Genomic DNA, 16,911 nt, shown 5'->3' with positions numbered 1-16,911 from the left:
AACACCTACAACTGTCTCTGACGTGAACTGATTGTTTTCATGAGCATGCTTTTTTTACAACCATAATTCTTTCATAAGCATACTATTTTCAACAGTCATATTATTTTCATAAGCACATGGTGATTTAAACCACTTTAATGCGGTTATTTTTTAGTGATGCTGGACAAAAAAATTCTAAACGCTACACTACCTCATCTTTTATAGCACTTAAATAACGACCTAACAGGCTACTTTTATTATGGATATCATTCTTGCAATTGTTTGGATTTTAGCAATGGTGCTATACAGTTTTTCGAGCGATTACGTTGCTAGCTTTCCTAACCATAACAATCGCGCTGTCCCTTATGTCCGTTGGGGAGCACTTTTAGTCGCTATGGCTTTATCAGCATATTTATCAAAAGCCTATCAAGAAAATTTACAAGGCAATGGTATGTGGGTGTTTGTTATCGTGGTATTTGTCGTTATTGTATTAGCGAAGGTCGTTTTTAAATGGGTAATTAACAGACGCCTGAAACGCTAGTTAATACTGAATAGTTTTATTAATTTGACCCTCTTAATTATTGATTTAAATACCTATGACAACTAAACATCAAGATAGTCAGCCTGACTCAAACCTTTCTATACCAGCAGAAAACGAGCGAGCAGATCGTAGCTTCGATGCTATCGCCGATCATTTTGAAAAGAAAGTGTATGGTGGTTTAAAAGGCGAGATTCGATTGGCCGTATTACGACGTGATATTTTTGAATATAGCGCGCAGATGAGTGAGGCACTCGGGCGACCTTTACGTATCTTGGATGTAGGTGCAGGGCTTGCACAAATTGCGATAGAACTTGCTGCCCAAGGTCATAACGTAGTCATCAATGACATCTCAGCAAATATGCTTGAGAAGGCGAAAGCGAGCGCAGAGAAAATCGATAAAAAGCTAGACATCACTTGGTATGTCTGCCCTTATCAGGCGCTTGAAGAAAAACTGGCTCAGAAAGAGACTGAAAAATTTGATTTGATTATGTCGCACGCGCTACTCGAATGGTTGGCAGAGCCCGCTGCCGTCATGGACTTTTTTGATAAGCACTTAACAGATGATGGCGCGTTATCTGTCTGCTTCTATAATCCAGCGAGTTTCGATTATCGCAATCTTATCATGGGGAATTTTAATCTACTCGATAATACAGACTATAAGGCAGACAACAAGAAAAGTCTGACACCCAATCATCCCGTCGCTAAAGAAGAGGTTCAGTCTTGGTTAAAGGCGCATGACTATCAGACGGTGCGCAGCAGTGGCTTGCGGGTATTTCATGATTATGCACCACTCAAGCGTGGCGGGCATAACGACCCAGATGCAGTGATCAGAATGGAGTTACGCTACTCACAATTAGAGCCGTATAAATGGCTTGGTCGTTACTTACACATTTTGGCTAAACGGTAAATTGAGACGACAGCTCATGAATTGTAAAGACGGCTAAACCTCTTTATCCATTCTCGATGATCTATCATATTCTGACCAAGTAGTGGCATTGATATCTTTTTCATCAAAGACTACGACATGCTCTAGCAAAGGCAGAATACCAATATGCGAGCCGATTGCATGATTATGATGGCTCGCAACCAAGGATAAGACAGTCTGTCCGTCGTCTAACTGCAGACGGTACAAATAGTTGGCACCGCGAAACACACGTCCAATAACTAAAGCTGTCTGGGTACTGTCATCATCATGAATAATATCATCAGGGCGTACAAGTACTTTGATCGGTGTACCGTTTGGATAGTCATATTCGCAATACTGTGGCTGGCCTGATTCATCATAGACTTCCATGCGACGATAGATATTACCTAGCGCCGTCTCAACATGACCTTCTTTGATAATGCCGTCTACCATCGCGCCTTCGCCTACGAATTCAGCGACAAAAGGACTGACAGGCTCATGATACAGCTCGCTTGGTCGCGCCCACTGCACCAATCGTCCTTTATCCATTACCCCTACTTTATCCGCTAGCGCGAACGCTTCATTTTGATCATGAGTGACCAAAATTGCTGTGGTGTTGGTACGTTTAAGAATATCACGGACATTCATTGCTAGTGATTCACGCAGCACCACATCTAGATTAGAGAATGGTTCATCAAGTAATAGTAGTTTTGGTTTGGGGGCTAGCGCTCTTGCGAGAGCCACACGCTGCTGCTGACCACCAGAGAGCTCATTAGGACGTTTATCCGCATGCTCAGTCAATTCAACTAAGCTTAGCATCTCAGCCACTCGAGCTTTTTTGTCAGCAGCTGACCATTTATTGAGACCAAAGGCGATGTTTTTTGCTACGCTTAAATGCCCAAACAGAGCATAGTCTTGAAACACCATGCCCATGCCACGCTTGGCTGGCGCAACTGCAAATGATTGACGAGCTGTCTTCTCAGTTAGGCGCTGATTGTTCAAATAGATAGTGCCGCCGCGACTTTGCTCCAGTCCCGCGATTGCTCGTAGCGCTGTGGTCTTCCCGCAGCCACTATAACCCAAGAAGCAACCAATCTCTCCTTGTTCTAGCATCAATGATAGACCATTGACGACAATAGTATCGTCATAGCCTACGATGAGATTTTGCACACTAAAGTAAGGATCTGTCGCGATATGTTTCTCAGTATTTTGTTGTGAGGTACTGCTCTGCTCTACAGTTTTATTCGGCTGAATTGGATTGATTTTATTTTGTGACAGTGGTGATTTTGCTACAGGCATGTGGTTAGCCCGAGCCTTTTCTAACTTAGAATTTGTAGAGTCGTTCATTGAATCAGTGTACATAGACGGTACCAGTTCGCTATTAGTAAGTAAAACCATCGATAAAACAGAGCAAATTATAATATAGCTGACACTACGAGTGTGCTGTTAAACTTATACCAAATTATTGCTATTAACTTTGTTGCTATTAGCTGTGTTTATCGCTTTGACGCAGTAGTATCCAGACAGGAAGCAAGCCAACTAACACGATTAGCAAACTCGGCAATGCGGCTCGTCCCCACATACCTTCGCTCGTCATTTCAAACACTCGTACTGCAAGCGTATCCCAGCCTTGACGCCGTGTCATCAGCGTAATGGGCATCTCTTTCATCACTTCGACAAAGCCCATCAGTAATGCAGTCAATACGCCAGGGCTAAGCACAGGCAGCATCACATGACGCCAACGCTGATAAGGACTATCGCTAAGTAATTTTGCAGCAGCTTCTTGATTAACTGTCAATCGCTGCAGTTGTCTGTCAACAGGCTGAAAACTCACCGTCATAAAACGCGTCGATAGCGCCAGTAGCATAACAATGACACTGCCAGAAAGCACTTGCTGTGAGGTGATACCAAAGGCAATCATTTGATTATCAAGCCACGCAATGGGTATAAATATCCCTACCGCCAATACAGTCCCCGGTACGACATAGCCTAAATTGGCTAAAGTGGTCATTAGCTTGGTTGACTTATCAGGATACTGGCGTTTGATCCACGCAATGATAATCGCCAAAAAGGCGATAAACAGCGTGGTCATACTAGCAATCATGAGGCTATTGGTGACAAAATCAATGTAACGCGCATCAAAATCTTGGCGAAAGTTAAGTGCTGTCCAATAGATGAGCTGCAAAAAAGGTATTAAGAAGGCGATTAAAAAAATGAGCGTACACAGCAGTGTCATGGCTAGTTTGGCAGGTTTGCTGGCGTCAAAGCGTTGGCTGCTACCTTGGGTCAGTGAGCTACCACGCTTCGCTTGCCAATACTGCTCAAACAATACCACAATAAAGATCACACCAATGAGCAAGGCTGCTAACTGAGCCGCTGTGGTCAAACTAAAAAAACCAAACCATGCTTTATAAATGGCGGTAGTAAAAGTATCGACATTGAATACCGATACTGCACCAAAATCCGCTAAGGTTTCCATACTGGCTAGCAACAAGCCACCTATAATCCAAGGCAGTGCCTGCGGTAATGCCAACCGAAAGAACACACGGCTACGACTCAAACCTAGCATCTGCCCCGCTTCTATCGCTCGCCTGCCTTGTGACAAAAATGCCTGACGCGCTAGCAAATATACATAAGGGTAAAACGCTAGCGATAATACCAAGCCTGCGCCCCATACATTCCTTATCGACGGTATAGCAGTACTGATACCGGAATCGCGCAGAGCTGTCTGTAGCGGCCCACTAAAATCAACAATCCCAATAGTGACAAATGCCAATACATAAGCAGGAATGGCAAGTGGCAACATCAACGCCCACGAAAAGAAACGCTGACCAGGGAAACGATACATACTAGTGACCCAAGCCAGAGCAGTACCAATAGTGCCTGAAACAACCGTCACCATAAGCAATAAAATCGCCGTATTTTTGAGCACTTGCGGCAGTACATAGTCTGCCATGTGTGTCCAAATCTCTGCCACTGGCTGAGTCCACGACAGCAGCACGATTAAAATCGGTACTAGCATAAACAACGAAATCAGCCCTAAGACTGATTTCGAGATAATACGTTTACGAAGGGCGTGGTCTTGGCTGACAGTCTGCTGGTCATTAACACCATCATTGACAGTATCGTTTTGACTAACAGACGCATCTGGCGTTGTGATCATATTATCATTACCGTGTCATACGTATAGAGACCTTGTAAGCTTATACCAACCTTAAAATCGTCATTACCCAAATAACTCATCTGTAATAGCTAACCTTTGAACACATTCTGTAAAAGCTTTTGTTTAAAAGCTATTGCCTAAAAGTTATGATTTTAAGATTGGTATCAGTATTACTGGCGACCCCTTATTTATAACCCGCTTTATCCATCATTTGGATAGCTTGAGTTTGTAGTTCACCGAATTTCTGTACATTGATATCGTCTTTTTTGAACTCGCCCCATGAACTGAGCATGTCTGACTCATCGATACCTACTTTTACTGGGAATTCTTTGTCTGAGCTGGCATAAAGACCTTGTGCCTCATCAGATGACAACCACTCTATCAATTTAAGCGTACCATCTGGATTGTCTGAGCTTGCCACTACACCAGCACCCGAGATATTTACGTGCGTACCAGTTGTGCCTTGGTTTGCCCAGAATATCTTCACAGGGAAGTTTGGTTTTTCGTCCAATAGACGACCATAGTAGTAGCTATTGGCGATACCCACTTCACACTGACCAGCAGCGATAGCTTCTAGCATCGCAACATCATCACTGAACACATCAGTCGCTAGATTATCAACCCACCCTTTGATAACCGCTTCGGTCTTCTCTTCGCCCAAATGCTCCATCATGCTAGCAACAAGCGATTGGTTATAGACCTTTTTAGAGGTACGTAAGCATAGTTTGCCTTTCCATTTTGGATCGGCCAAATCTGCATAAGTAGATAGCTGGTCAGCAGTGACTTTGCTTGGGTCATAAAAGATAGTACGTGCACGTAGTGACAGACCAGTCCATTGACCTTTTGGATCACGGTATTTTGCAGGGACGTTGGCTTCTAATACAGTAGATGACACTGGTTGTAATAGGCCTTGCTCTGCAGCCTGCCATAAGTTACCAGCGTCAACGGTCAATAGCATATCAGCAGGAGTATTCTGACCTTCAGCTTTTAGACGTGCCATCAAAGGCCCAGTTTGGTCTGTAACCAGTTCAACCTTTACACCTGTTTGCTCAGTATAGCGATCTAACAATGGCTTAATCAGCTGCTCATTGCGTGATGAGTAGATAGTAACCGTCTGACCATCAGCAGTCGTAGCTTCGTCAGTTGCTGTTTGCTGCTCAGCACCTGTTTCTGTTGACTCTACTTCTACGCTCTCTTCTGTGGTTGAAGAATTACTACAACCTGCCAAACTCAACATCATACCAAATACGGCTGCAGGTAGGATAAGCTTCGTAGAGGTTAGATTAGCGCTGATAGCGTTCAATGACATGGTTTTCCCCATAGTAATGCTATAAAAAAAGTAAGACGGATGGTGAGACAAAACAACAGTGATTATAACGATGACTTGCTAAGCGTTAACAGTAATCAGGCCATAATATATCAAAGCAACATACTAATGGAAGTGAGATTAATTATCAATACATTTGTTTAACTGGCAAATATACCTGTGATGAGTCTTTAGCATTGATTTTTAAGAACTATTTTTTACTAGCTCTTTCAATAGTTTGGTCTAGCGACGCGTTTTAGTGTCCATCTAAAGCAGCCATTGTCCCAAAATTGCATTGACCGCAGCTTCTGTACGTAAGATACGAGAGCCTATATGTACAGGCGTGCAACCTTGTGCCGACAACAGCTCTATCTCATAGTCAATCCAGCCACCTTCAGCGCCTATGCAGACTAGATTTGGTAGCTCTCGTGATGGTTGTAGTTGTAAAAACTCAGAAAATGACTGCTGACTATAAGGATGCGCGACAATCGCTCGATTGCTTATTAGGCTTGCAAGTGAGTCTTCGACAAATGGCTTAAAACGTTTTTGTAGCGTAATACTAGGAACAATCGTATCGATGCTTTGCTGTAGACCTTCTAATACAAACTCGTCAATCCGCTCAAGCATGGGACTTTGCCAATAGCTTTTTTGGGTACGGTAGCTATTGATAAGAATGATATCGCGTACACCAAGCGCTGTCATATCCATGATTAAACGCCGTAGCACTTTAGGACGCGGTAACGCTAAAATGACAGTCAAATCTAATTTGGCAGGCGGTGCAGTATTGAGCTGGACATTACCTAGCTGAATGCTATTAGCGGTAATACTTTCAATGACGGCCGTACCAAGGTTGCCACCGATTTGTCCAATTTTAAGCCTATCACCGACTTTTGCACCCAGCACTTTAGTTACATGGCTGACTTGAGACAAGGAATCGATTTTTGCTGCGTCTGCTGAGAAGTTTTCAGCAGGCAATAATATACAGTTCATAAATTATCTTGGTTGGTAGACAGCTCGATTGCGTCTTCAATCATAGTAAATTGGCGGGTCAATACCGCTTGCTGCTGTATCGTCATTTGCTCGCCAGCTTGCCCAGCCTGCACGGCCAATGGCAAATTACACAACCAAGTCTCTAGCTGCGTATAAATGCTCACAGCGTCTTCACGGTTATAAGCTGTTTTCTTACGAGAGGATTTTTTATTCGCCTCTAACTGATCATCACTGACTATCTGTATATCCGAACTACTTGAGTTATCTGACTCAATTGGACGATAGAAGTCATTATTTGGCTGATATACAGCGCCTACGCTAGCCAATTTGTCTATTACGCTTTGGCACGACTGAGTATGACGTCCCATCAGTACAGGCGTGGCCACACTAGCAGGCTCCACTGGATTATGCCCGCCAATATTTACCAGCGAGCCGCCCACAAATGCTACATTTGCCAATGTATACCAAGTCATCATCTCACCCATGCTATCTGCTAGATAGACTTGCGTGTCTGCATCAATGGCTTCCCCATCACTGCGCCGAGCCATGTTTAATCCAGTTTTCTGAATGAGTTCTGCTACTGTGTCAAAACGCTCAGGATGTCTAGGGACAATAACAAGCAACGTATCTGCTAATGTCACTTGAGACAGTAGTTGCTGCTGCAATGACAACGCTGCTGCCTCTTCGCCATCATGAGTACTCGCAGCTACCCACACAGGACGATCTGCTATACCAAACTCTGCTCGCAGATCAGCTTTTTTATTATAAATACTATTATCTGCTACCGCTTTGTCATCAATTTTGGACGCATTGATTACCCACTTTAATGAGCCTGCCACACGAATTTGGGCGCTACTGGCCCCTAGTTGCCTAAAGCGTTTAGCAGAGTCGCTGTCTTGCGCAATAATTAAGGAGAGGTTTTTCATCATACTGGCGCTGACTGCACCAATCTTTTGATAACTCTGAAAAGAAGAAGCAGATAGTCGACCATTGACTAGAATACTTGGAATACGGTGCTGGGATAACTTGGTCAAGATATTTGCCCATAGTTCTGTTTCTACAAACAACGCAGCGATAGGCTGTACGTGCGTTAAGAAAGTCTCGATCACAGCAGGGCTGTCGACTGGCACATAGCTATGACTCATCTGACCTTGAGCTATCTGTTCTGCAAAACGACTGGCCCCACGAGCAAAACCTGTCTGAGTCGTATTGGTCAACCATATCTGATAGCCATTAGCCAATAACATATCTAGTAAAGGCGCGACCGTATTGGTCTCACCTAGTGAGACTGCGTGGCACCAAATTACCCCTTTATCGCTATCAGCATTGACCACTGGACGCGGTGGATACTGCTTACCAAAACGCTGATCGATTTCCTGCTGATAATTGTCATTTCTATGAGATCGACGCCATACTTGCAGACGATATAGTGGCTTTAGTAGCCCAATAAGAGACTGATAATATAAAGGTGTCTCGTATACCATACGACTAGGTGATGATACAGGGTCAATTGGATTCGCAGAGTGGTCAGACGGGGTATTAGATGATGGCATGGAACAGCCCAGATTAGTTATGAATCAAACAATAAAAGGGTAAAGGTAAAGCGCGCCAATTCTACCTGAATTTAAGCTGTAACAATAAGCTTTTAAAAAGTTACTGAGTAAATAGTTATTAGATAATGACTATTATCAATAAAGCGACTGCGATGATTGCGCCGATTAACAGCTGATAACGCTTGGTGCTATGCTGCTCTTGCTTCTGTGTGGTCAGCAGCATATCTGCTTGCTGCCATTGCTTGACCAGATTGGCCGCTTCTGCATGACCATTATCCGCTGCTTGCTCTAACCAGTATTTACCGCTATCTATATCTTGAGACACCCCTACTCCTTGATAATACATTTTACTGAGTAGACGCTGAGCACGGCTGTCGTTTTTGCTGGCGGCTTGATTAACCCAATCTACGCCAGATTTTTTTTGATTGTCACTGTCCGCTGTCAAACCTTCACCTAACAATTCATACATGGCCAAACGTAACATAGCCGCTGTATTACCATCTTCAGCAGCCGCTTGTAGTAATAGCAACGCTTTGTTTTTTGCTGCGATATGATCATCTGAAAATATAACTTGGCGACGAGATTTGTTCTGTTTGGCAATATGCTGCTCGAACTGATCTAATACTTTGCGTGCTTGCTGATATTGCACATCACCAGTTGGTTGTGGCACCGTTATCTCATCTAACTCTACGAGCAGTTGCGTAAACATCTCTGGCGTTGATGTGTTTTTTACAGGTGACGCAGGCTTAGCTGTTGGCTTCTTTACTTTAGTCAGCTCAGGCTTTATTGGATTCTCAGACTCAGGAGGCACTACACTTGTTTGCAACTCAGTTACAGTATCAGGCATAGCAGATAGAGCTGCGAGACTCTCACCATCAGTTACAACTGCATTAGCTAGGTTATGCTCAGTTCCTATCGATACTTCCTGTGGCTTTTCAAGAAGCTCATTCGATTGGCTAGTACCGACATGCGTATTTGAATCTGCGCTCGGATTACCACTATCAGCGACTTGATGAGTGGTTGCTTTATGTGTTGTTATTTTGTTTATTGCTACTTTATTCGATGTTAATTCGGACAATGAATGAACGTCGTTACTTAAAATAGTTGGTAGTCTAAGGCTAACCGCTTGATACAGCCCACTCTCTACCTGCCCACCTTGTACTGCATCAAACTGCCGATCAATATGACCAAACAGACGTAGCCCTATTGGCTCTAAAGCAAAAAATAAGCGCTCTTTAACCCCGTCATTATCATAACCAACCGCCATATGCTGATAAAAATCATCGGTGATCAACGTTAGCTCAGGGTAACGTTTACGCAGCTCAAACTGACCATACCAATGTGGCTTGTTTTGCCACTGCTGCGCCAATACACGACCGGCATAAAACGCCAAAAACACCATAAAATTACGATAGCGCTCATCAACCAACAGCGTCATCTCATCCCACATACCACTTTTAATCATATCTCGGCGCACTTGGGACAATAGCGTATCGACACGCTGTAAACTCTCAAGCGACTCATCTAACGTACAAGCGCGCAGCTCAGTTTCGTAAGCAATACCGCCTGCAATAGAACGCCCAGCCAAGAAATCTTGCCAGTAGCCTTCTGCAATATAGTCAAGTGGCGTTAAAGGTGATGCAGACATAGACAGGCGAGTCCTCTTTACAGATAGATAAACCAAAAAAGCATAGGCTATAAAAGTGCTAATACTACTAAAATAATAGAACGGTACTGGTAGATTACCTTACCCTAAAAATCCGAGTGCTACAATAAAGGACTGAACAAGCGCACGACATTATCAAACAAGCGTTTTGATCCGTGACGCTGTTGCCACTCATCACTATCCAAGATTCGACAGTTTTCTAAATAGACTTCCTGACAGTCCGCTACTTGGGCGACCATTTCTGGCGTATAAATCGCCAAACTGACTTCCATATTTAAATAAAAGCTGCGCATATCAATATTGACGGTGCCAAATAAACAGTAGTCATCATCGATAACCACTGTTTTTGCGTGTAGCAAACCACCTCTAAACAATGCGATCGTTACCCCTGCATCCAACAACTCTTGATAATAAGCCTGAGAAGCATGCTGTACCAAAAATGAATCAACCTTTTCAGGAACAATAATCGTCACATCAACGCCGCGCTTAGCTGCTATCGTCAGCGCGCCTGATAGGGATTCATCAGGGACAAAATAAGGCGTGGTAATACGGATGCGCTTATTGGCACGATGAATCACGGTAACTAACGTATTGTAAATCACATGAGCCGTTAGCTGCGGTGCTGAAGGTATTAGCTGCGCCAAGACTTTGTCCACAACAGGCATCTTTGGTACGACAATCGAAGTGGCACCTATATCTGGCTGCTCATGATCATCAAACGTATCCGCCAATACCTTCACTCGGCTATTTAAATCATTGATGGTCGGATGCATCACATATAACTTACGAGTATAGTTATTAACCCGCTGATGCAGCTCGGCAAGATTGTCATTACTTTCAGCACCGATGTCGGTAACTATCACCTTGGCCATCGCTGTATTGATACTAATCGAGTGCTGGCTAGTTGTTCGTAGCGCCACATCAATCCATTGACCGACGTTTTTATTTTGCTTAAAAAACCTTGGATCAACCAAGTTGAAGCTGCCGATATAGCCAATATGTTCATCGATAACCACCATTTTACGATGATTGCGCAAATCAGAACGTTTAAATAGTGTCTTAAACAACCCCACTGGCAATGACTGATGGACATAAACCCCTGCTTTTTCTAATTTACGGTGCACGCTACTATTAATAAAGCTAAAGCTGCCCACACTATCAGCCAATATATGACACTCTACGCCGCGCTGAGCCGCTACAGAAAGCGCTTCTATGACTTCTAGCACCTGTCCTTTTGGATAGACAATATAAAATTCCATAAGGACAATACGCTGGGCGGCATGAATATCTTCAATCAAACGCTGAAAAATAGAAGCAGGATCCGTCAACAGCTGCATTTGGTGATTGGGAAATACACCAAACCCGGTCCAGCGCGTTCCTATTTGGCTAACACCGCGGTAGTTGGCTGGTAATAAGTCCTGCCCTTTATCAAAAATCAGATGCTCACGCCTTGCCATATCATTCATCAAGATGCTGGCTTGATCCACGCGTTCACGATAGCGCCGTCCAATCATCGGCTCACCGAGCAGGATATAAGCCACAAAACCAAATACTGGTAACGTGTAAAGCACAGCCACCCAAGCAATAGACACGCCAATATTGCGCTGCACAGAAACCACGCGCAGCGTCATTACTATCATAAGTACAATATGCAGCACCAGACCTAGACCCGCTAAGTCTCCCCAGGTCCAGCTAGTAAAAGTATCCTTAATAGTAAAAGTGTTTATATTGGCCTCCATCAACCGTGTTCAACGAGCAAAGCATCCATAGTATAGTAGCTTTTCACCTCTAAACAACAAATAATGATAATAAGTGTACTTTTAGAAATGCTATATAATACATGGCTTTGAGTGCTATTTTTGATAGATTACAAGTCCGATTTATAATTATTTTCTAAAAACATTAAAATAATATTTGACACCCAACAGTAAATCTATATAATACACACCCACAGCAACGGAGCTTAGTGACAAACTTAAGAGCTCAGTTGATGTTGAATAAATTGCCTAGCAATTGTTCGAAGGGTGATTAGCTCAGTTGGTAGAGCGTCTGCCTTACACGCAGAATGTCGGCGGTTCGAATCCGTCATCACCCACCACTTCTTAGCAAGTGGCTAAACAAGCTAAGAGACCTAAGCAGCGGTAGTTCAGTTGGTTAGAATACCGGCCTGTCACGCCGGGGGTCGCGGGTTCGAGTCCCGTCCGCTGCGCCATATTTAAAACGAATTTAAACCTTTGGGTTTAAGCAAGTTTCGCCTCAAGCATTAGATTGTTTGAGGTTTTTTTGTGTCTGTATATTCTACTTAGACATTGTTTATATAGCTGTTGCACTATCTAACACTTCTTAACTCGCATACAAATGTTTCAGTGCTATGAACGTTGACTTATTCGGCTCACACTAGCGATTAACGCTACCATCACTACACCCATAATAATCAAAATACCAGACATCATATGCGCCGCCTCATAGTTGAGCGCTTCTACCTGCTCATATATCGCAATCGATACTACTTTAGTTTCGCCTGAGATGCTGCCGCCTATCATCAGTACAACCCCAAACTCCCCAATGGTATGAGCAAAGCTCACCAAACTCCCCAAAATAATACCCACGCGCGCTTGCGGTAAGGCCACTTTCATAAACCGTCGCATACGACTTGGTTCTAGGAGATGAGCGACTTCCGTGACACTTTGCGGAATACGCAAAAACTGTGCATAGACAGGCTGTATATAAAAAGGCAATGAGTAAATAATAGAACCAATGACCAGACCTTCAAAGGTAAAAATCAGCGGGCTAATATTATGTTCGCTCAACCATTTACCGATACCCACACTAGGACTGAGCAGTAACAGTAGATAAAAACCAATCACGGTAGGTGGTAGCACCAGAGGCATCGTAATGATGCCCATGAGCAGTACCTTAAGACGTCCTCTTGCTTTTATACGGCTCGGCTTAGCCAACCAATAAGCGATAGGCGTTGCAAATAGCAATAGACATAAGGTAGTCACGCAAGCGAGCTTAATGCTCACCCAAAATGGACTGAGCATGTCTGACATAAGAGACTGGTCGATCATATAATGTCACTGCTCGTTCTATGATGAGAGGGGTTAGGGTCTGTTGAACATTCAAGCAACCCTAGTCTAACGTATTACTGGACGGCCAGATAGCCTACTTGTAAGAAGTGTTGCTGCCCTGCTTTTGAGCGCAGGTAGTCGGTGAAGTCTGCTGCTGGGGCGGTGTTATTGATAATTATGCCATCTTGTAAGATAGCTGGATAAGACGCTGGCAGCAAAGTAATAAACTGCTCAGGCTTGGCTTTAATCGCAACAAGCTGAGACTGTGCTACAAACCCATAGTCCACACTACCCGTATACGCATATTGAAACGCTTGACCGATATTCTCTGACTGTATCAAGCTTTTTTGAGCATTTAACTTATCGTACATATTTTGTGATTGCAGATAGGCTTTGGCAGACGCACCATAAGGCGCAAGGTCAGGGTTCGCAATAGCTACCTTGCTGTCCTGAGTAAAGTCAGCACTGGTAAACACATCACCCAGCGATGTTGGCGTAAAATCGTTTAAAGGTTTGCTGACACTATAGAGCGCTAACTGTCCTCTAGTATATGTAAAGGGCTTAGTTAGTTTACGCTCTTTACTAGTAACATCAGCTGAATTTTCATCAGCCAATTTAGCAGGAAAATCTTGATTGGCAGACAAGAATATATCATACGGTGCCCCTGCTTTGATTTGCGCATATAACTTGCCAGAAGAGGCATAAGTAACTTCAATATCTGAGATACCTGAAATATTTTGGGCAGATGAGCTGTTATCAGCCTGATAGCTATCAATGATATGAGGGAGTACATCAGATAAGTTAGCAGCCGCAGCAATACGCAATGTATGAGATTGCTCAGTAGTATCAGTAAGCGTCGTATTAGCGTCTTTGTCTTGCGTACAAGCATTTAGTGATAATAGCAGACAAGCAGATACACAGACAGTAACTAATGACTTAACCATTATTGCTGAGCCATTTAGACGAGTCGTCTTCGTAGTATTCTTGCTTCCACACAGGAATGTCTGCTTTGATGGTATCTAATATCCAGCGACAAGCATCAAATGCTGGATAACGATGCGCTGACACCACCCCAACCCACACAGCCACGTCGCCAATTTCTAACGCACCGATACGATGTATCGCAATAGCATGCGTAATTTCAAAACGCTTTTTGGCTTCTTCTATAATGGCGCGACCTTGATTGATGGCCAAATCTTCATAACCATAATAGGTAAGGCGATCGACGCTCGTAGCGTTATTATGATTGCGCACTCGCCCTTCAAAACAAACAAACGCGCCGCAGCTGTCATTATCTAACGTACTTTTTAGCCTATCTTCGTCAATCACAATATCTAGTAGCGCAAAACCATCACGCTCAGCGATAAGGTAAGCTTCGTCAGCACTACGTTTGATGCTCATTGAATGATCGTGGACGTTGTCGGTCATTTTTCTTCTCTATTTATTATTTTCTCTTTGTAACCACTGAATAGCTACTGACAAAATGGACACTAATAAACGCTTGTCTAACCACCAGCGACTGGCGTGATGAAAACCACGCTATCACCATTATTTATCTGGTCAGTCCATTTGGCAAAGTAGTCATTCACTGCGACTCGTAGCTCCGACTGCGGACGGCTAAAGCGATGTTTTTGACTAAGCTGTTCGTATAGTTCAGTCAATGACGTATCCTGCTGTACGCTTACTGTCTCTTGTTGACAATTGGCCTCGTCAGCCAAACTGGCAAAGTACATGACATTAATATTCATCGTTGATTCGATATTAGTTGTCATATCGATAGCACTCATAAACCTCTCCCTCTTATGCAAGCTTCCTTGCTTGGCACTTAGCACATTTTTATTAATTGATTGACGACACACTCTGCAATGTTGTCACTTTAAGCATGACTATAGTCTGACTTGCCGCCTGTCTTTTTGACCAGATGAATATCGTCTATAACGATATCATGCGATAGTGCTTTGGTCATATCATAGATAGTTAAGCAGGCAACGCTGACCGCTGTTAGCGCTTCCATCTCAACCCCTGTTTTGTGCGTGACCTTGACCATCGCACTGACCGTGATGCTGCTGAGCGCGTCGTTATACTCAAAGCTCAAACCTATCTTGTCTAGCGGTAGTGGATGACAAAGCGGTATAAGATCATGAGTGCGTTTGGCCGCCATGATACCAGCGATATGAGCTGTTTGCGTGATGCTGCCTTTTTTGGTCATCCCATCAGCCGCTTTAATCTGCGCATAAATCTCACTGGGAAAGCGTACTTGTCCAGTGGCATTGGCTTCTCGCGTCGTTGCTGTCTTACCACTGACATCGACCATGGTAATATCACCCTCACTATCCAAGTGAGATAAAGTAAATTGCTGATTTATCTGAACGCTGTCACTCATTTATATAACCTTTTCTATATGATATTTTTATTATTTTGGTAGAGCAGCACATGCCTGATTAAAATCTTCAGGCGTATTGAAGTTGGTTAGATTTTGCCACTCTTTGCTAAATGGTACAGCTTGCACTAATGGCTGAATAAACTGCATTACTCTACGCTGTCCGCTATCTATATAGTTTTTCAAATCACGCTCAATGCTTAACTGATACAGGCCTAACAATGGATATAAGTGACTATCATCTTTTAAGCAAATCACTTTCTTATCAGCAGCAAGGCTCATTTTACATTGTAGTTTCTGCCACAAGTCAGTTGCTGGTATTAAGCTATCACAGCTGATAACCAGTAACCACGAAGCTTGTACATTTTTTGATATGCCTGAATCATTCAAATCGCTCAATGTTTGTAAGGCTGATTCGATAGCCACCAATGCGCCGCCAGTTTTGACCCGCGCATCATGCTCATTAGAGTCAACATCAGCACCATAATCAGCAATATGAATAATAGGCGAATTGGTTTTTTCTAAATGGACATCTAAACCAGTTTGAAAGCCGCGACCATTATCTGCAACCAATATAGGAATCTGTAACTTGCTCGCATGACGAACATGATAGTCTAGCAGCTGCTCACCTGACGGTAGCGTCAGCATCGCCTTAGCCGTTCCCATACGTCTAGATGCGCCGCCTGCCAAGATAATCACACCTGCCAAACCATCCAGATTATTTGAGCAGTTTTTCATTTACCATTTACCTGTCAGGCTTGATTGTATATCACTCATAGCTCAATTATTTATAACTCAATCATGGCTAGGATTTTGTGCCAAAAAATGCGGCACAAAATTGCACGGACGAGTACGGCTATCAAACTGATCCTTTAAGATATTTTCCCAACCCGTACGGCAAGCACCAGACGATCCTGGTAGACAGAATATACCCGTACCATTGGCCATGCCAGCAACTGCTCGCGATTGTACGGTAGACATACCGATCTCATCTTTTGAGATTAGACGGAACATTTCACCAAAACCATCGATTGATTTATCAAACAGTACACTCACAGCTTCTGGCATGCTGTCTCTAATGAAGAACCCTGTGCCGCCAGTGGTAATAACTGCATGAACGTCTGGGCTAGCAATCCAGCCACTAATGACTGCGCGAATCTGGTAAATATCGTCGGTAATTAATTGACGATCTGCTAAATGATGACCTGCTTCAGTCAAGCTATTTACTAAGTACTGACCTGACGTATCTTCTGCCAGCGTACGGCTATCAGAAACAGTCAATACAGCAATATTAAGCGGTGTAAATTGTGCAGCAGGCTTACTCATAAATAATCCTTTATAGATGTCATTTTATAATT

Annotated in this window: 16 protein-coding genes and 2 tRNA genes; 4 read left to right on the top strand and 14 right to left on the bottom strand. The window is 43.4% G+C overall.

What is annotated here, in order from left to right; all coding sequences use genetic code 11:
* The first annotated feature begins 238 nt into the window (after positions 1-238).
* Entirely contained in the window at positions 239-520 is a 282-nt protein-coding gene (locus FQV37_RS05600) for a hypothetical protein (protein WP_101206189.1), read from the top strand.
* A 55-nt stretch (positions 521-575) separates the two neighbouring features.
* A complete protein-coding gene (locus FQV37_RS05595; protein WP_160021613.1) occupies positions 576-1,427 on the top strand; it encodes a methyltransferase domain-containing protein in 852 nt (283 codons plus the stop codon).
* Between the two features lie 33 nt (positions 1,428-1,460).
* Here FQV37_RS05595 and FQV37_RS05590 read toward each other — a convergent pair whose 3' ends face one another.
* The 7 genes from FQV37_RS05590 to FQV37_RS05560 form a co-directional block, all read right to left on the bottom strand.
* A complete protein-coding gene (locus FQV37_RS05590) occupies positions 1,461-2,786 on the bottom strand; it encodes an ABC transporter ATP-binding protein (RefSeq protein ID WP_205962056.1) in 1,326 nt (441 codons plus the stop codon).
* A gap of 124 nt (positions 2,787-2,910) precedes the next feature.
* A complete protein-coding gene (locus FQV37_RS05585) occupies positions 2,911-4,587 on the bottom strand; it encodes an ABC transporter permease (RefSeq protein WP_160021612.1) in 1,677 nt (558 codons plus the stop codon).
* A 184-nt stretch (positions 4,588-4,771) separates the two neighbouring features.
* Positions 4,772-5,896: an extracellular solute-binding protein gene (locus FQV37_RS05580; RefSeq protein WP_160021611.1), complete on the bottom strand. Its 1,125-nt coding sequence runs from the start codon at positions 5,894-5,896 to the stop codon at positions 4,772-4,774.
* 264 nt (positions 5,897-6,160) lie between these two features.
* On the bottom strand, positions 6,161-6,883 hold the full coding sequence (locus tag FQV37_RS05575) for a 16S rRNA (uracil(1498)-N(3))-methyltransferase (protein WP_160021610.1): 723 nt from the start codon (positions 6,881-6,883) through the stop codon (positions 6,161-6,163).
* Complete coding sequence (locus FQV37_RS05570) at positions 6,880-8,436, bottom strand: 3-deoxy-D-manno-octulosonic acid transferase (protein ID WP_160021609.1); 1,557 nt, start codon at positions 8,434-8,436, stop codon at positions 6,880-6,882. The genes FQV37_RS05575 and FQV37_RS05570 overlap by 4 nt, the downstream gene beginning before the upstream one ends.
* 118 nt (positions 8,437-8,554) lie before the next feature.
* Positions 8,555-10,084, bottom strand: coding sequence for a tetratricopeptide repeat protein (locus tag FQV37_RS05565; RefSeq protein WP_160021608.1), 1,530 nt, complete (start codon positions 10,082-10,084; stop codon positions 8,555-8,557).
* 119 nt (positions 10,085-10,203) lie between these two features.
* Positions 10,204-11,841 carry a cardiolipin synthase gene (locus tag FQV37_RS05560; protein WP_160021607.1) on the bottom strand — a complete coding sequence of 546 codons (1,638 nt, stop codon included), beginning with the start codon at positions 11,839-11,841 and terminating at the stop codon, positions 10,204-10,206.
* Positions 11,842-12,124: 283 nt separating this feature from the next.
* On the opposite strand from FQV37_RS05560, the gene FQV37_RS05555 reads away from it, so the two are divergent.
* Both FQV37_RS05555 and FQV37_RS05550 read left to right on the top strand, forming a co-directional pair.
* Positions 12,125-12,200 (top strand) — tRNA-Val (locus FQV37_RS05555).
* 37 nt (positions 12,201-12,237) lie between these two features.
* A tRNA-Asp gene (locus FQV37_RS05550) sits at positions 12,238-12,314 on the top strand.
* 157 nt (positions 12,315-12,471) lie between these two features.
* Here the strand turns inward: FQV37_RS05550 and modB are convergent.
* The 7 genes from modB to moaB all read right to left on the bottom strand — a co-directional run bounded on the left by modB (position 12,472) and on the right by moaB (position 16,879).
* Positions 12,472-13,173, bottom strand: a complete 702-nt coding sequence (gene modB / locus FQV37_RS05545; protein WP_160021606.1) for a molybdate ABC transporter permease subunit — start codon at positions 13,171-13,173, stop codon at positions 12,472-12,474.
* A gap of 74 nt (positions 13,174-13,247) precedes the next feature.
* Positions 13,248-14,117 carry a molybdate ABC transporter substrate-binding protein gene (modA, locus tag FQV37_RS05540; protein ID WP_160021605.1) on the bottom strand — a complete coding sequence of 290 codons (870 nt, stop codon included), beginning with the start codon at positions 14,115-14,117 and terminating at the stop codon, positions 13,248-13,250.
* The gene (locus FQV37_RS05535; protein WP_160021604.1) at positions 14,110-14,601 is read right to left on the bottom strand and encodes a molybdenum cofactor biosynthesis protein MoaE; all 492 of its coding nucleotides are present in this window, start codon (positions 14,599-14,601) and stop codon (positions 14,110-14,112) included. Before FQV37_RS05535 ends, modA begins: the two co-directional genes overlap by 8 nt.
* 77 nt (positions 14,602-14,678) lie before the next feature.
* Positions 14,679-14,960: a MoaD/ThiS family protein gene (locus FQV37_RS05530; RefSeq protein ID WP_160021603.1), complete on the bottom strand. Its 282-nt coding sequence runs from the start codon at positions 14,958-14,960 to the stop codon at positions 14,679-14,681.
* 89 nt (positions 14,961-15,049) lie between these two features.
* A complete protein-coding gene (moaC, locus tag FQV37_RS05525) occupies positions 15,050-15,556 on the bottom strand; it encodes a cyclic pyranopterin monophosphate synthase MoaC (protein WP_160021602.1) in 507 nt (168 codons plus the stop codon).
* A 30-nt stretch (positions 15,557-15,586) separates the two neighbouring features.
* Positions 15,587-16,291, bottom strand: coding sequence for a molybdenum cofactor guanylyltransferase (gene mobA / locus FQV37_RS05520; protein WP_160021601.1), 705 nt, complete (start codon positions 16,289-16,291; stop codon positions 15,587-15,589).
* Between the two features lie 57 nt (positions 16,292-16,348).
* The gene (gene moaB, locus FQV37_RS05515; protein ID WP_160021600.1) at positions 16,349-16,879 is read right to left on the bottom strand and encodes a molybdenum cofactor biosynthesis protein B; all 531 of its coding nucleotides are present in this window, start codon (positions 16,877-16,879) and stop codon (positions 16,349-16,351) included.
* Between the last annotated feature and the right edge of the window lie 32 nt (positions 16,880-16,911).

The organism is Psychrobacter nivimaris (assembly GCF_009812035.1).
Taxonomy (GTDB): Bacteria; Pseudomonadota; Gammaproteobacteria; order Pseudomonadales; family Moraxellaceae; genus Psychrobacter; species Psychrobacter nivimaris.
Note: the sequence above shows the minus strand (reverse complement) of the source record. Positions and strands in the feature narration are given on the sequence as shown.

Coding starts and splice junctions, on each gene's coding strand:
- FQV37_RS05600 (WP_101206189.1), top strand. CDS start 239: ATGGATATCATTCTTGCAATTGTTTGGATTTTAGCAATGGTGCTATAC.
- FQV37_RS05595 (WP_160021613.1), top strand. CDS start 576: ATGACAACTAAACATCAAGATAGTCAGCCTGACTCAAACCTTTCTATA.
- FQV37_RS05590 (WP_205962056.1), bottom strand. CDS start 2,786: ATGTACACTGATTCAATGAACGACTCTACAAATTCTAAGTTAGAAAAG.
- FQV37_RS05585 (WP_160021612.1), bottom strand. CDS start 4,587: ATGATCACAACGCCAGATGCGTCTGTTAGTCAAAACGATACTGTCAAT.
- FQV37_RS05580 (WP_160021611.1), bottom strand. CDS start 5,896: ATGTCATTGAACGCTATCAGCGCTAATCTAACCTCTACGAAGCTTATC.
- FQV37_RS05575 (WP_160021610.1), bottom strand. CDS start 6,883: ATGAACTGTATATTATTGCCTGCTGAAAACTTCTCAGCAGACGCAGCA.
- FQV37_RS05570 (WP_160021609.1), bottom strand. CDS start 8,436: ATGCCATCATCTAATACCCCGTCTGACCACTCTGCGAATCCAATTGAC.
- FQV37_RS05565 (WP_160021608.1), bottom strand. CDS start 10,084: ATGTCTGCATCACCTTTAACGCCACTTGACTATATTGCAGAAGGCTAC.
- FQV37_RS05560 (WP_160021607.1), bottom strand. CDS start 11,841: ATGGAGGCCAATATAAACACTTTTACTATTAAGGATACTTTTACTAGC.
- modB (WP_160021606.1), bottom strand. CDS start 13,173: ATGATCGACCAGTCTCTTATGTCAGACATGCTCAGTCCATTTTGGGTG.
- modA (WP_160021605.1), bottom strand. CDS start 14,117: ATGGTTAAGTCATTAGTTACTGTCTGTGTATCTGCTTGTCTGCTATTA.
- FQV37_RS05535 (WP_160021604.1), bottom strand. CDS start 14,601: ATGACCGACAACGTCCACGATCATTCAATGAGCATCAAACGTAGTGCT.
- FQV37_RS05530 (WP_160021603.1), bottom strand. CDS start 14,960: ATGAGTGCTATCGATATGACAACTAATATCGAATCAACGATGAATATT.
- moaC (WP_160021602.1), bottom strand. CDS start 15,556: ATGAGTGACAGCGTTCAGATAAATCAGCAATTTACTTTATCTCACTTG.
- mobA (WP_160021601.1), bottom strand. CDS start 16,291: ATGAAAAACTGCTCAAATAATCTGGATGGTTTGGCAGGTGTGATTATC.
- moaB (WP_160021600.1), bottom strand. CDS start 16,879: ATGAGTAAGCCTGCTGCACAATTTACACCGCTTAATATTGCTGTATTG.